At 61.8% G+C, this 13,719-nt stretch carries 12 protein-coding genes; 7 read left to right on the top strand and 5 right to left on the bottom strand.

The window, feature by feature from the left end:
• Nucleotides 1-92: 92 nt before the first annotated feature.
• The gene (locus HFO99_RS18430) at nt 93-866 is read right to left on the bottom strand and encodes a transporter substrate-binding domain-containing protein (RefSeq protein WP_047621389.1); all 774 of its coding nucleotides are present in this window, start codon (nt 864-866) and stop codon (nt 93-95) included.
• Between the two features lie 333 nt (nt 867-1,199).
• Here HFO99_RS18430 and HFO99_RS18425 point away from each other — a divergent pair, with 333 nt between their 5' ends.
• Nucleotides 1,200-3,413, top strand: a complete 2,214-nt coding sequence (locus HFO99_RS18425; RefSeq protein ID WP_222362723.1) for an OmpA family protein — start codon at nt 1,200-1,202, stop codon at nt 3,411-3,413.
• 88 nt (nt 3,414-3,501) lie between these two features.
• Here HFO99_RS18425 and HFO99_RS18420 read toward each other — a convergent pair whose 3' ends face one another.
• Complete coding sequence (locus HFO99_RS18420) at nt 3,502-4,260, bottom strand: alpha/beta fold hydrolase (RefSeq protein WP_222362721.1); 759 nt, start codon at nt 4,258-4,260, stop codon at nt 3,502-3,504.
• Between the two features lie 54 nt (nt 4,261-4,314).
• Nucleotides 4,315-6,090 carry a cytochrome c biogenesis protein DipZ gene (locus HFO99_RS18415; RefSeq protein WP_222362719.1) on the bottom strand — a complete coding sequence of 592 codons (1,776 nt, stop codon included), beginning with the start codon at nt 6,088-6,090 and terminating at the stop codon, nt 4,315-4,317.
• Between the two features lie 350 nt (nt 6,091-6,440).
• Here HFO99_RS18415 and HFO99_RS18410 point away from each other — a divergent pair, with 350 nt between their 5' ends.
• From HFO99_RS18410 to maiA, 5 genes are all read left to right on the top strand, one after another.
• Nucleotides 6,441-7,490, top strand: a complete 1,050-nt coding sequence (locus HFO99_RS18410; RefSeq protein WP_222020252.1) for an alpha/beta fold hydrolase — start codon at nt 6,441-6,443, stop codon at nt 7,488-7,490.
• Nucleotides 7,491-7,616: 126 nt separating this feature from the next.
• Nucleotides 7,617-8,357, top strand: a complete 741-nt coding sequence (locus HFO99_RS18405; RefSeq protein WP_222362717.1) for a response regulator — start codon at nt 7,617-7,619, stop codon at nt 8,355-8,357.
• Nucleotides 8,354-9,676: a sensor histidine kinase gene (locus tag HFO99_RS18400; RefSeq protein ID WP_222362716.1), complete on the top strand. Its 1,323-nt coding sequence runs from the start codon at nt 8,354-8,356 to the stop codon at nt 9,674-9,676. Before HFO99_RS18405 ends, HFO99_RS18400 begins: the two co-directional genes overlap by 4 nt.
• Before the next feature lie 189 nt (nt 9,677-9,865).
• Nucleotides 9,866-10,282 carry an organic hydroperoxide resistance protein gene (locus tag HFO99_RS18395; RefSeq protein ID WP_222334884.1) on the top strand — a complete coding sequence of 139 codons (417 nt, stop codon included), beginning with the start codon at nt 9,866-9,868 and terminating at the stop codon, nt 10,280-10,282.
• 284 nt (nt 10,283-10,566) lie between these two features.
• Nucleotides 10,567-11,202: a maleylacetoacetate isomerase gene (gene maiA / locus HFO99_RS18390; RefSeq protein WP_222362714.1), complete on the top strand. Its 636-nt coding sequence runs from the start codon at nt 10,567-10,569 to the stop codon at nt 11,200-11,202.
• A gap of 87 nt (nt 11,203-11,289) precedes the next feature.
• Here maiA and HFO99_RS18385 read toward each other — a convergent pair whose 3' ends face one another.
• Together HFO99_RS18385 and HFO99_RS18380 are read right to left on the bottom strand one after the other, a co-directional pair.
• A complete protein-coding gene (locus HFO99_RS18385; RefSeq protein WP_222362712.1) occupies nt 11,290-12,279 on the bottom strand; it encodes an aldo/keto reductase in 990 nt (329 codons plus the stop codon).
• 14 nt (nt 12,280-12,293) lie between these two features.
• Nucleotides 12,294-12,689 (bottom strand): cupin domain-containing protein, encoded by a 396-nt coding sequence (locus HFO99_RS18380; RefSeq protein ID WP_222334887.1) that lies wholly within the window; start codon nt 12,687-12,689, stop codon nt 12,294-12,296.
• A 119-nt stretch (nt 12,690-12,808) separates the two neighbouring features.
• On the opposite strand from HFO99_RS18380, the gene HFO99_RS18375 reads away from it, so the two are divergent.
• Complete coding sequence (locus HFO99_RS18375; RefSeq protein WP_222362710.1) at nt 12,809-13,702, top strand: LysR family transcriptional regulator; 894 nt, start codon at nt 12,809-12,811, stop codon at nt 13,700-13,702.
• Nucleotides 13,703-13,719 lie beyond the last annotated feature (17 nt).

Genomic DNA, 13,719 nt, shown 5'->3' with positions numbered 1-13,719 from the left:
TTTGCCGTTTTGATCTTGCCATCTTTGTCAAACAAAAATGGCGGAAGAGCAAGCCTTCCGCCATTACCTTCATCGGCCAGATAACGATTTTCTTATTCGCCGTAAACGTCAAAGTCGAAGTACTTGTCCTGGATCTTCTTGTATTCACCGCTGGCGCGGATCGCAGCGATCGCCGTGTTCAGCTTTTCCTTCAACGGGTCGCCCTTGCGGATGGCAATGCCTGCGCCGTTGCCGTTGATTTCCTTGTCGACCGGCAGGGTCGTCAGGATCTTGCAGCAGGCGCCGGCGTCGGACTTGACCCATTCGGAAAGAACGACCACGTCGTCGATGACGGCGTCGACACGGCCGCTTGCAACGTCGAGCTTGTATTCGTCAGCAGTCGGATAGAGCTTGAGTTCGGTGTCGGCGAGATGCTTCTCGGCGTAGTTGGCGTGCGTCGTTGAGGTCTGCGCGCCGATCACCTTGCCCTTGAGGCCGGCGACGTCCGATATCGTCGAATCCTTCGGCACGGCAATGGCCGGCGGTGTGTTGTAGTACTTGTTTGAGAAGTCGACGAGCTTCAGACGCTCCGGCGTGATCGACATGGAGGAGACGATCATGTCGAACTTCTTGGCGTTGAGCGCCGGGATGATGCCATCCCAGTCGGTGCTGACGAAGGAGCATTCAGCCTTCATTTCAGCGCAGAGCGCCTTGGTGATGTCGATGTCGAAGCCCTGGATCGTGCCGCTGGCATCGACGAATTCGAAGGGCGGATAGGTCGAATCGGTGCCGATCACATATTTCTCGCCATCGGCCATGGCCGATCCGGCAAAAAGGGACATCGCCGCGATCGAAGCTGCCGCGAAGATACGGGTAGGGTTAAGCATGAGGATCCTCTCTGTTGGTAGCCGTCGCTCCTTTTTCTGTTGGGCTGACGGCCGCAGTTCAACGGTGCTGAGACCGCCTTGCGGCGATAATCAGACTTTTTTTCATGGAATTGCAACACAAATCCCATCGCAATTGGGCGGTGCAAATAGCAGTCGAGATGAACGTCGGCAGACTGCAACATTCACGCGAGGTTAATCCGCGGCTTCCTAGAACTGGAACAAATCGGCGGCTCGGCCATTGCCATTTCGCCGTTTCGCCTCATTGCGACGCTAGGGGCGGAAGCAGGGCCTGTCGGCCTTCAGGACGCTCAAAACAGGATCGAGGAAACCCCGATGGGCATGAAATCAAGATTGTTCGCAAGCGCGGCTTTTCCGCTGCTTTCCCTCTCGCTGGCGTTCCAGCCGGCATCGGCAATGGCTGCCGTGCGCGACGTCGCGACGCAGGCTCAGGCCGTGCGGCAAGTCGAACATGGCAGTTTCGAGGTGGCGCAGGATGCGCCTCAGGATGCGCCTTCCGAGGAGGAGTTGCTGAAGAAGAAGCGCAAGCAGAAGGAAAAGGCTCCGGCTGAACAGGCACCGGCCGCCGAGCAGCCGAAGGAGGCACCCGCCGAAAAGCCGAAGGCCGAACGCAAGGAGGCGCCGGCGCCCGAACCCAAGGCAGAGCCGGAACCGCCGAAGGCCGAAGCGCCGAGGGAAAAACCCGCCCCGCAGGCCGAAAGCAAACCCGAGCGGAAGGCCAAGCAGCAAGCCCAGCCCGAAGCCAAGCCGGAGGCCGCGCCGCAGCAGGAGCAGCCGGTAACGCAGGAGAAGCCGAAGAAGCCGAAGAAGCAGGCCGAGCCGGAGGCTCAGCCGCAGCCCGAACAGCAGCCGGCGGCAAAGGAAGCGCAGCCGGAGACGGAGCAGGCGCAGCCGGAAGCCAAGCCGGAAGGCGGTAAGCGGGCCAAAGGGCAGGACAAGGCCCAGGGCAAGGATAATGGCAAGGGCAAGGCCGAGACTGCGGCTCCCGAAGCCGTGACGCCGGCCGAGGAGCAGGCCAAACCCGAAGTCAAGCCGGAGGCAAAACCCGCCGCCGAAGCACCGGCAGAGAAGAAGCCGGCAAAGGGCGAAACGGCATTACCCGCGGCTAAGCCGACCGAAGACAAGACAACTGAAGATAAGGCAACTGAAGGCAAGGCGACCGAAGATAAGGCGGCGGTACCAGAGGCCGCACCCGGCGAAAAGCCGAAGGGCGGCACCGCGGCAAAGCCTGCCGGCGAACAGCCCGCCGGCGAACAGCCGGCTGCGCCCGCGACCGACACTGCGCAGCCACTGCCCGATGCCAAGGGCGGCCAGCAGGTGGAGCAGCCCATTCCGGCTCCGGAAAAGGCTTCGCCCGAAGAGCTGGAGCGCCGCAAGAAGATTGCCGCGGATCCGGCCAAGAGCAACGAGACCGTCGTGCTGCCGGTCGAGAACGGTGCGGCCGTGCTCGACAGCGACAAGGATGCTGATCGCAGCAAGGGCCGGGAAGGCCGCCGCGACCGCGACAAGATGCGCGCCGAAACCCAGGAGGTGAAGGTGCCGACCTCGGATGCCGATGCGCAGGCGGCCAGTGGCGCCAAGGCCCCGCCAACGATCAAGCTTGAAGCGGTGACCAGCGAGAAGGGCAGAAAGCTCGATACGCGGCCGCAATTCGTCCGTCCCGACGGCGCGCAGGTCAGCGACAGCCATGACGACAACCGCGTCATCATCCAGTACGACAATCGGGTGATCGTGCGTGGCGACGACGACAGGCGCTTCCTGCGCGACGGCGAGCGGCCGAGCTACGAGGAGCTGTCGGGTGATCGCTACCGCGAGACGATCACGCGGCCGGAGGGTTACCGCATCGTAACGATCCGCAACCGCTACGGCGACATCATTCAGCGGTCGCGCGTCGACGCCCGCGGGCGCGAGCATGTGCTCTATTATTCGCAGGACCTCTATGACGATCCGGACCGCGACTATTTCGAGGATCCGGGTGCCGACCTGCCGCCGATGCGGCTGCGCGTGCCACTCAACGATTACATCATCGATACTCGCAGTGACCCGGACCGGGATTATTACGAGTTCCTGAGCGAGCCGCCCGTCGAGCCGGTGGAGCGTGTCTACTCGCTTGACGAGGTGAAGTATTCGGCCCGTATCCGCGACAAGGTGCGCCGCATCGACCTCGACACGATCACCTTCGCGACCGGCAGCGCCGATATCCCGATGACGCAGGCGCGCACCCTGCGCAAGGTTGCCGACGCGATCAGCCAGGTGCTGAAAAAGGATCCGAGCGAAACCTTCCTGATTGAGGGTCATACGGATGCCGTCGGAACCGATCAGAGCAATCTGGTCCTCTCCGACCAGCGGGCGGAATCAGTCGCGAACGTGCTCTCCGACGTCTATGGCATCCCGCCGGAGAACTTGGCGACCCAGGGCTATGGCGAGCAATATCTGAAGGTCAACACGCCAGGCCCCGAACAGGAAAATCGCCGCGTCACCATCCGCCGCGTGACGGCGCTGGTTCGGCCGGTGGCTGCCAACCAGTAAATATCGTTGCCCCTCTCCATTCGTGGGGAGGGGCATTCCGTCCTTGCGTCTCTTCTTCCGATCGATGATCGGAATTCAGATGAGATGGTCACTCGCCGGCTTGCTTGGCGGCCGTTTCAATGGCATCAGCGACCTTTTCCGGTTGGGATGCGAAGACGGCGTGGCTTGCCTTTATTTCAGTCACGTCGCTTCCGGCACGTTTTGCCATGTCGCGTTCCAGCTCGGGGTTGATGGAGCGATCCTCGGTGGCGACGATCGACCAGCTTTTCTTTATCCGCCATGCCGGCTGAGTGATCTTGGCGGAGAATGCCTGCTTTGCGGCGAAGACCTGTGACTTTGCCATGAAATCGGCTTCGGCTTGCGGAAGGTCGGCTGCGAAATCCGCGGCGAAGGCGCCCGGATCGAGATAGAGATATTTGCCGTCCTTCGTTTCCTTTATATCCATGCTGCCGGCGGGCTTCGAGCTGGCGAGGCTTAGCAGGCTTTCGCCCTTGTCGGGCTGGAATGCCGCGACATAGACCAGGCCCGCGACCGCGGGATCGTTGCCGGCTTCGGTGATGACCATGCCGCCGTAGCTGTGGCCGACGAGCAGGACCGGTCCGTCCTGAAGGTCGAGAACCCGCTTGGTCGCCGCCACGTCGTCGTCGAGCGAGGAAATGGGCTGCTGGACGATGGTGACGTTGAAGCCGCGTTTCTCGAGAATGTCCGTCGCCTTGCGCCATCCCGAGCCGTCGGCCAGCGCGCCGTGGACGATCACGATGTTCTTGACCGCGGCAGCCTCTGCTGCGAACGCGATGGCGGTGGTGGCAAATGCAAGCGCTGCAGTGAAAAGAAGACGTTTGTACATGACTGTCACTCCTTTGGTCATTGTTGATGATCGGGATATTGATGCGTTTCAGGTTCAGCCGAATGTGAAGGCGTAAGCCTGCACGCCGGGATCGAGGAAGCGGATCTCGAAGTTGCGGGCGGCGACCGTGCCGGACTGGCGGACGAGTTGATAAAGCCTCGTCGTGGTCACCGTGCCATTGCCATCGGCATCGACGTCTGACCCGTGATCAGGCCCTGGCGCCTTGCCGTCGATCTTCACCTGGAAGCGGATCGGCTTGTCGCCGGCGCCAGGCCCAAGAACGAGATGCAGATCGCGGGCGCTGAAGCGGTAGGTGATGCCGCCGCTCGGCTGATCAAGCGTCGCCTGATCCCGGCCGACGGTCCAAGTTCCGGACAGGCCCCAGCCATTGAGGCCGGGTTCGGCGATTGAATAGTTGTGCGCTGTGTCGGCCTGCAGCCCTTCGGGAGAGGCGAAGTTCGCCGCCTGCTCGTAGCCGAGATAGGTTTCGCCGGAGCGGATATTGCCGAGATCAGGACCTGCTTCTACGCCCTTGGCATCCGGCACGACCGGCGCACTTGCCGTCGTTTGGCTGCCGGCTTCGCGCAGCAGGTCCTGAATGGCCTTTTCGGTCCTGTTGTAGTTGCCTTCGCCGAAATGGTGGTAGCGGATCTGGCCCTTGGCATCGAACAGATAAGCGGCAGGCCAGTAGCTGTTTTCGAAGGCGCGCCAGATGCCGTAGTCATTGTCGATCGCAACGGGATAGCCGATCTGGAAGTCGCCAATCGCCTTCTTGACGTTGTCGATCTTCTTCTCGAAGGCAAATTCCGGGGCATGGACGCCGATCACCACGAGACCCTGGTCCGCATATTTTTCGGCCCAAGCCCTCACATAGGGGATGGTGCGAATGCAGTTGATGCAGGAATAGGTCCAGAAATCGACGAGCACGACCTTGCCGCGCAGCTGTTCCGTGGTGAGTGGCGCAGAGTTCAGCCATTCGACCGCGCCGTCGAGCGAAGGGGCAGGGCCTTCGACGGGCAAGTCGCTACGGAAGGGGTTCTTCGCATCGGCTGCGGCGATCATCACCTCGTTGCTCGCCAGCTCGGAAGATGCGCCACTTGGCGGCTTTGCATGCAGTCTGTCGAGCACGGCCTGTTCCAGCGATGTTGTGCTGGCATAGGAGAGCCGGGCGAGCAGGCTGGTGTCGAGGCCGAGCGCGATGACGGCGACGCCCGCCAGCACGCCAGCGCCGAGCCCCTGACGAATCCTGTCGCCAACGCCCAGCGAACGCTTCATGGTGGTGAATATCCGGCCGCCGACAAGCAGGGCGACCGCAAGCGAACTTGCTGCACCAGCGGCATAAGCGATCAGCAGGAAGGCCGTCTGCAGATTGGCGCCCTGCAATGCGGCTCCGGTCAGTACAAGGCCAAGGATCGGACCGGCGCAAGGCGCCCAGAGCAGCCCGGTGGCGACGCCGAGAAGAAGCGCGCTCTTGACTGTCGTGGTGCCGCGCTCGCCGCCGGTCGCATTCACAAGATTGTTGCCAAGGTCGACGACCGGCCGGGCAAGCGTGCTTGCGAAACGCGGCGAAAGCAGACTGGCGCCAAAGAGGGCAAGCAGGACGATGGCGGCAAGGCGGCCATATTCATTGGCGCGAATGGCCCAACTGCCGCCGACTGCGGCCAGTGTGGCGACCAGCGCGAAGGTGGCGGCCATGCCCGCCAGCATCGGCAGCGTGCTTCTGACGAAGGGCTGTCCAGCACGAGCAAAGACGAAGGGGAGGATGGGGAGGATACACGGGCTGAGGATCGTCAGCGCGCCTCCGAGATAGGCAATGATCAGAAGTGTCATCATCGTTTCCTTTGAAACCGATTGATCGGGCTCTGGGCGGCGATGGGGCCTGAACCAGCAACGGCGGGGATATGGCCCCTGTGAAGTATCCCCGATGTGTCCGGTTTTGCGGGAAAATGTACCGAAGTGTCGGGGTAGGGCGGCGACGATACAAAGCGATACAAACTGCCGCAGTGGCGAGGAAAGGGCTGCGGCCAATGCGACCACTTGCTGAGGCAGCGCGATTGTATCGGAATGTATCCAGGCGGCCGGAAGCTACATCCGCATTCAAAAAACGGTTGCTTGCGACATATCGCGGATACAAGTTGAGCGCCTTTTCGCGACCGTAATCCATTCGACAGGAGAGACCGATGTCAGAGCAAATCAACCATCACCGCCGCCGTTTCTTCGGCATGACGGCAATCGCCCTTGCGGCCGTCGAATTCGGTGTGGCCGGCACGGCCACCGCCCAGTCGCCTGCGACGGCTGCATCGGTGCCAGCTGTGAAGCCTGGAACCAACACGTCCTTCGAAGCGCTGAAACAGGTCAAGGCAGGCGTGCTCGACATCGGTTATGCCGAGGCGGGAAAGGCGGATGCCCCGGTCGTATTGCTGCTACATGGCTGGCCCTATGACATCTATAGTTTCGTCGATGTCGCGCCGCTGCTTGCCTCGGCTGGCTACAGGGTGATCGTGCCTTATCTGCGCGGTTACGGGACGACGCGCTTCCTGGACGATCAGACGCCGCGCAACGGCCAGCCGTCAGCGCTCGCCGCCGACATGATCGCGCTGCTCGATGCGCTCGATATCGAGAAGGCTGTCATTGCCGGATACGACTGGGGCGGGCGGACCGCCAATATCATGGCGGCTCTCTGGCCCGAGCGCTGCAAGGCGATGGTTTCTGTAAGCGGCTACCTGATCGGCAGCCAGGAGGCCAACAAGAAGCCGCTTCCGCCGAAAGCCGAACTTGCCTGGTGGTACCAGTTCTATTTCGCCACCGAACGCGGCCGTCTGGGATACGAGAGCAACACGCACGATTTCGCAAAGCTCATCTGGCAGACTGCTTCGCCGAAGTGGAACTTCGACGATGCGACATTCGACAGATCGGCCGCCGCCTTCGCCAATCCTGACCACGCCGCGATCGTCATTCACAATTACCGCTGGCGCCTGGGGCTTGCCGAAGGCGAGGCCAAGTATGATGCCTACGAGACGACGCTCGCCACAACGCCCATCATTTCGGTGCCGACCATCACCATGGAGGGCGATGCAAACGGTGCGCCGCATCCGCAGCCTTCCGCTTATGCCGGAAAATTCTCCGGCAAATACGAGCATCGGACGATCGGCGGCGGCATTGGCCACAACCTGCCTCAGGAAGCGCCGCAGGCTTTTGCGCAGGCGGTCATAGACGTCGATCGTTTCTAGGTCGACGATGCCGGTTGCAGCGCCTCGTTGCTCCGGTCAACGGGATATGCGTAGGTCGCGTCTGTCGCTTCGGTCAGGAACGAAGCGACCGGCGCGGCCGCTTCTTTCGATAAGGAACAGGGAAATATGGATCATGTCGATCACATCCTGATCGTCGATGACGATCGCGAAATCCGCGAGCTGGTATCGGGCTATCTGCAGAAGAACGGCCTGCGCACCAGCGTTGCTGCCGACGGGCGGCAGATGCGCAGTTTTGTCGACGCCAATGCCGTCGACCTGATCGTGCTCGATGTGATGATGCCCGGCGACGACGGGCTGGTGCTCTGCCGCGAACTGCGCGCTGGCCGGCACAAGGCGATCCCGATCCTGATGCTGACCGCCCGCACCGACGAGATGGACAGGATCCTCGGGCTGGAAATGGGCGCCGACGACTATCTTCCCAAGCCCTTTGCTGCGCGCGAGCTGCTCGCCCGCATCAAAGCGGTGCTGCGGCGCACGCGGATGCTGCCGCCCAACCTGCAGATCAGCGAGGCCGGACAGTTGCTGACCTTCGGCGACTGGCGGCTCGATACGATCGCCCGGCACCTTCTCGACGGGGAAGGGACCGCGATTGCGCTCAGCGGCGCCGAATACCGTCTGCTCCGCGTCTTCATCGATCACCCACAGCGTGTGCTCAATCGCGACCAACTTCTGAGCCTGACACAGGGACGCGACGCCGATCTCTTCGATCGCTCGATCGATCTCCTGGTCAGCCGCCTGCGTCAGCGGCTGGGCGACGATGCGCGCGAGCCGACCTATATCAAGACGGTGCGCAGCGAAGGCTATGTGTTTTCGGTTCCGGTCGAAATATCGGAGCCGCGCCAATGAAGGCGGCAATCCCCTTGCGTTCGGGCCTGACGTGGCCGAGCACGTTGCGGTCGCGGATATTTCTCATCCTGCTGATCGGACTGGCCTTCGCCTACGGTCTGTCCTTCAGTGTGCTCTACATGGAGCGGTACATGTCGGCCAAGGCGGTGATGCTCGGCACGCTGGAAAACGACGTCGCAACATCGATTGCCGTTCTCGATCGGCTTCCGCCAAGCGAACGCGGCGATCTGCTCGATCGGCTGAGCCGCGGCAACTATCGTTTCGTGCTCGGCCGCGGTCTTCCCGGCGTGCCTGACACGTCAAGCAAAGGGGCAGAAATCTCAGGAAAGATTGAGGAGGCTATCGGGCACCGCTTTCCAATCCGTATCGAACGGATTCCTGGCGATGTGAACCGATTGCAGGCGCATCTGACGCTGAGCGACGGAAGCCCATTGACGATCGACGTCACGCCGAAGGGCGTCATGCCGATCGCCGCATGGCTGCCCTACGTCTTCGTCATCCAGATGGCGCTGCTCATCCTCTGTACCTGGTTTGCGGTTCGCCAGGCGATCCTGCCGCTCGGCGAGCTTGCCGCCGCCGCCGATGCCCTCGATCCGAACAAGGACGGTCCCGCTTTGAGCGAGGCCGGGCCGAGCGAGGTCGCGCATGCGGCGCGGGCGTTCAATGCGATGCGGGAAAGGATCGCCCATTATCTCGAAGAGCGCGTTCAGATATTGGCGGCAATCTCGCATGACCTGCAGACGCCGATCACCCGCATGCGGCTGCGTGCAGACATGGCGGAGGAGTCACCGGAGAAGGACAAGTTGGTGCACGATCTCGGCGAAATCCAGCGCCTCGTTCAGGATGGCATAGCCTATGCGCGTAGTGCGCACGGCAATGGCGAGAAAAATGCCCGAATTGACCTTGCCTCGTTCATCGACAGCATAGCCTACGACTACCAGGACATCGGAAAGGCGGTCACCGTCATCGGCCTGGTTCAGGGTGCCGCTTTCACCAAGCCGCATGCTCTTCGCCGTATCCTATCGAACTTCATCGACAATGCGCTGAAGTTTGCCGGCGCCGCCGAGATCGGCGTCGAGCGAAGCGTAGAAAACGATATCGTCATCACGATTATGGACCGTGGGCCTGGAATCCCCGACGATATGCTCGAGGCCGCCATGCAGCCATTCTTCCGGCTGGAGCAATCCCGAAACCGGGAGACCGGCGGCACCGGTCTCGGTCTTGCGATCGCCCAGCAGCTGACGGCCAAGATCGGCGGGTCGCTCCGGCTCTATAATCGCGCCGGCGGCGGATTGGCCGCGGAAGTCATCATCCATTGACGTCGGGGGGCGCCGCAAAATCTCGCCAGGTTTTGTATGCCAAGATGTCCTTGATACCGGATGCTACTTTTTGTGACATTTCGGGCGTTTTCGGAAACATAGCGGATATATCCGTCGGTCAAACCACACTCCGTCAACCCGACCGCACCGCGGCCAGTCGCGTGCAGCGACGCAACAAAGGAGTGTTCCATGACAAAGATCGACAAGGTTCTCTATACCGGCAAGACCCACACGACGGGCGGGCGCGACGGCGCGTCGCATAGCGACGACGGCCACCTTGATATCAAGCTTTCGCCTCCGAGCAGCAACCGTGCCGGCACCAATCCCGAACAGCTTTTCGCCGCCGGCTGGTCTGCCTGCTTCATCGGCGCGCTCGGCTTCGCCGCGGCTAATCAAAAGGTCAAGCTTCCAGCCGATCTTGCCGTTGACACCGAGGTTGATCTCGGAACAGCCGATGGCGGCTATTTCCTGCAGGCCCGTCTCAAGGTCAGCCTGCCCGGGATCGAAGCGGATGTGGCACGAGCCCTCATTGAAGAGGCTCACCAGACCTGCCCTTACTCGAAGGCCACACGCGGCAACATTCATGTCGAATTGATGGTTGCCTAACGAGTGGAATTGCCCACCGAAAGCCATTGGCTACGGCGGGCAGAACGACAAAGCTGAAATCAAGCGAGACGAGGCCGACGGGGGCCTCGCCGACGGAGGATTTGATGAGATTGATGATCATCTGCATTCTGGGAGCGGTGGTCTTCGCCGCGCCCTGCATTTACGACATAAGCTCGCAGGAGCCTTCGCCGCTTGCGGGCCTTGTGACGGCGGCATACGCAGCTTCTTCTTCATGGAACTAGCCGCCGTTTCAGCCGCCATTTTAGATCATCAGGAGAAAGACAGTGAAACTCTATCAGAACGAAATTTCTTCGGCGACGTCGAGAGTCCGTATCGCGCTCGCTCTGAAGGGACTGACGGCAGAAGAGCTGCCGGTTAGCATCCTTGGTGAAAATGCCGAGAGCCGGCAGGCCGGATATCGCAGCGTCAATCCCCAGGGGCTCGTGCCTGCCTTGCTGACGGATAGCGGCGTCCTCATCACCCAGTCGCTGGCGATCGTCGAATATCTCGACGAGATAAAGCCTGAACCGCCGCTATTGCCGGACACTGCGGAAGGCCGGGCGCGGGCGCGGGCGATCGCGCTTGCGATCGCAGCCGAGATCCACGCGCTGCTGCCGCCGCGGATCGGCCTGCATCTCGGCAAAGCCTTCCAGGCGGATGCCGATGCGATTGCCGCCTGGAGCCGTCACTGGATCGGTGAGGGCATGGGTGCGGTCGAGAGGATGATCGCCGGCCGCAGGCAAGGGGCTTTCGCTGTCGGGGACCGGCCGAGTATTGCCGATATCTTCCTATTCCCGCAGGCGATCAGCGCCAGGCGCTTTGGCTTCGACCTCACGCAATGGCGCAATATCGCGGAGATCGTCGCGAAGCTCGAGGCGATACCGGCTTTTCACGAGAACGCGCCGGCGCCAAGGAAATAATGCGATTGATGAAGAAGCGGCCGCAAATTACTGCGGCCGCATTTCTTCTGGTATTCGGATGAGACGTCGCCGCCCGTTGGCCGCTTCTCAGCGATTGACCCTTGCCTGCAGATGGGCGGGATAACGATCGCACTCTACCTTGATCGTGGCGAGCGCGCTTTCGATGTTGGCAAGATCCTCAGCCGTCAGTTCGACTTCAGCGGCCTGGATGTTCTCCTCGAGGCGATGCAGCTTGGTTGTGCCGGGGATCGGCACGATCCAGGGCTTCTGCGCCAGCAGCCATGCGAGAGCCACTTGGGCGGAGGTTGCCTTCTTGCGGACGGCGATTTCTCCGAGACGATCGACGAGCGCCTGGTTGGCCTTTAGTGCCTCCTGAGAAAAGCGCGGCACGACGTTGCGGAAATCCTTGCTGTCGAAGGTGGTCGTTTCGTTGATCGCGCCAGTCAGGAAGCCCTTGCCGAGCGGGCTGAAGGGCACGAAACCGATGCCGAGTTCTTCCAGCGTCGGCAGGATTTCCTGCTCGGGCTCGCGCCACCACAGCGAATATTCGCTCTGCAACGCCGTCACCGGCTGGACGGCATGGGCGCGGCGGATAGTCCGGGCGCCTGCTTCCGAGAGGCCGAAATGCCTGACTTTGCCTTCCGCGATCAGCGCCTTGACCGTTCCGGCGACATCCTCGATCGGGACATCGGGGTCGACGCGGTGCTGGTAGAAGAGATCGATGACATCGGTCTTCAAACGCTTCAACGCCTGGTCGGCCACCGCACGGATCTGCTCCGGCCGGCTGTTCATGCCGCTCTGGCCGCCATTGGCATCGAAGTTGAAACCGAATTTCGTAGCGATCACCACCTCCTCGCGGAAGGGCGCGAGCGCCTCTCCCAGAAGCTCCTCATTCTTATAGGGACCATAGGCCTCGGCCGTGTCGAAGAAGGTCACGCCGCGTTCGAACGCGCGGCGGATCAGCGCGATGGCCTCCGAAATGTCCGTCGCCGGTCCATAGCCATAACTCAGCCCCATGCAGCCGAGACCGAGGGCTGAGACTTGAAGTCCACTCTTTCCAAGTTCACGCTTCTGCATAGACGTTTCCTTTTCTAACCTTGGTATTGCGTGTCGGTGACATGCTCCATCCAGTCGACGACCTTGCCATCGAGCTGCTCCTGGATGGCGATATGGGTCATTGCCGTCGTCGGCGATGCGCCGTGCCAGTGGCGTTCACCCGGTGCGAACGAGACGACGTCGCCGGCGCGGATCTCCTCGACGGGGCCGCCTTCGCGCTGCACGCGACCGCAGCCCGATGTGACGATCAGCGTCTGGCCGAGTGGATGAGTGTGCCAGGCAGTGCGGGCTCCGGGCTCGAAGGTGACGCTGGCGCCAGCCGCGCGTGCCGGGCTGGTCACGGCAAATAGAGGGTCGACACGCACGCTGCCGGTAAACCAATCGGCGGGTCCTTTGGCCGAAGGCTGCGAACCGCTTCGCTTGATATCCATCTTTGTCTTCCTTTCGATGCCGGGTGGACGTGTCCACTCGAGTAACAAGGTATTTAGCGCGTGCGCTTGGTCGCGATTAGTTGGTATAAACGGCAAGAACCCATGAGAAAGTTTCATCAATGCCGCGCCCCGTCGTCAATGACCTCATCGCCTTCCTCGCCGTCGCGCGCGCTCAAAGCTTCACCAAAGCGGCGGGCAAGCTCGGTGTTTCACAATCGGCGCTCAGCCATACCATCCGAGGGCTCGAGGAGCGGCTTGGACTGCGATTGCTGACACGCACGACGCGCAGCGTCTCGCCGACAGAGGCCGGCGAACGTCTGCTCGTCTCCATCGGGCCGCGGCTGGACGAGATCGAGAGCGAGCTGGCTGCCTTGAGCGCATTGCGGGAGAAGCCGGCAGGCACCGTCCGCATCAATGCCGGCGAGCATGCGGCCGATGCCGTCCTTTGGCCCGCCTTGGAAAAGCTGCTGCCCGATTATCCCGATATCAATGTCGAGATCATCGTCGACTACGGTCTGACTGACATCGTCGCCGAGCGTTACGATGCGGGGGTGCGGCTTGGAGAACAGGTGGCGAAGGACATGATCGCGGTGCGCATCGGCCCCGACATGTGCATGGCCGTGGTCGGCGCTCCCGCCTATTTCGACACCAGGCCGAAGCCTCTGACGCCACAGGACCTTACGGATCACAATTGCATCAATCTGCGCCTGCCGACCTATGGCAGCGTTTATGCATGGGAGTTCGAGAAGGGCGGGCGCGAGCTCAGGGTTCGGGTCGAAGGACAGTTGGTCTTCAACAATATAGCCCTGCGGCTGAACGCAGTGCTGGCTGGTCTTGGGCTGGCCTATATGCCGGAGGACTTGGTCGAGGCATATCTTGCCGACGGGCGGCTGGTGCGAGTCCTCGAAGATTGGTGCCCACCATTTTCCGGCTACCATCTCTACTATCCGAGCCGCCGGCATACGTCGCCGGCATTCGCCCTCGTCGTCGATGCGCTTCGCTATCGGAGTTAGATCGCCGACCCCAGCCT

This window comes from Rhizobium leguminosarum (assembly GCF_019798305.1).
Classification (GTDB): domain Bacteria; phylum Pseudomonadota; class Alphaproteobacteria; order Rhizobiales; family Rhizobiaceae; genus Rhizobium; species Rhizobium leguminosarum_U.
This window is presented reverse-complemented; position numbering and strand designations above follow the sequence as displayed.

Bases quoted from the DNA above. Each gene is read 5' to 3' on its own strand.
- HFO99_RS18430 (WP_047621389.1), bottom strand. From the start codon at position 866: ATGCTTAACCCTACCCGTATCTTCGCGGCAGCTTCGATCGCGGCGATG.
- HFO99_RS18425 (WP_222362723.1), top strand. From the start codon at position 1,200: ATGGGCATGAAATCAAGATTGTTCGCAAGCGCGGCTTTTCCGCTGCTT.
- HFO99_RS18420 (WP_222362721.1), bottom strand. From the start codon at position 4,260: ATGTACAAACGTCTTCTTTTCACTGCAGCGCTTGCATTTGCCACCACC.
- HFO99_RS18415 (WP_222362719.1), bottom strand. From the start codon at position 6,090: ATGACACTTCTGATCATTGCCTATCTCGGAGGCGCGCTGACGATCCTC.
- HFO99_RS18410 (WP_222020252.1), top strand. From the start codon at position 6,441: ATGTCAGAGCAAATCAACCATCACCGCCGCCGTTTCTTCGGCATGACG.
- HFO99_RS18405 (WP_222362717.1), top strand. From the start codon at position 7,617: ATGGATCATGTCGATCACATCCTGATCGTCGATGACGATCGCGAAATC.
- HFO99_RS18400 (WP_222362716.1), top strand. From the start codon at position 8,354: ATGAAGGCGGCAATCCCCTTGCGTTCGGGCCTGACGTGGCCGAGCACG.
- HFO99_RS18395 (WP_222334884.1), top strand. From the start codon at position 9,866: ATGACAAAGATCGACAAGGTTCTCTATACCGGCAAGACCCACACGACG.
- HFO99_RS18385 (WP_222362712.1), bottom strand. From the start codon at position 12,279: ATGCAGAAGCGTGAACTTGGAAAGAGTGGACTTCAAGTCTCAGCCCTC.
- HFO99_RS18380 (WP_222334887.1), bottom strand. From the start codon at position 12,689: ATGGATATCAAGCGAAGCGGTTCGCAGCCTTCGGCCAAAGGACCCGCC.
- HFO99_RS18375 (WP_222362710.1), top strand. From the start codon at position 12,809: ATGCCGCGCCCCGTCGTCAATGACCTCATCGCCTTCCTCGCCGTCGCG.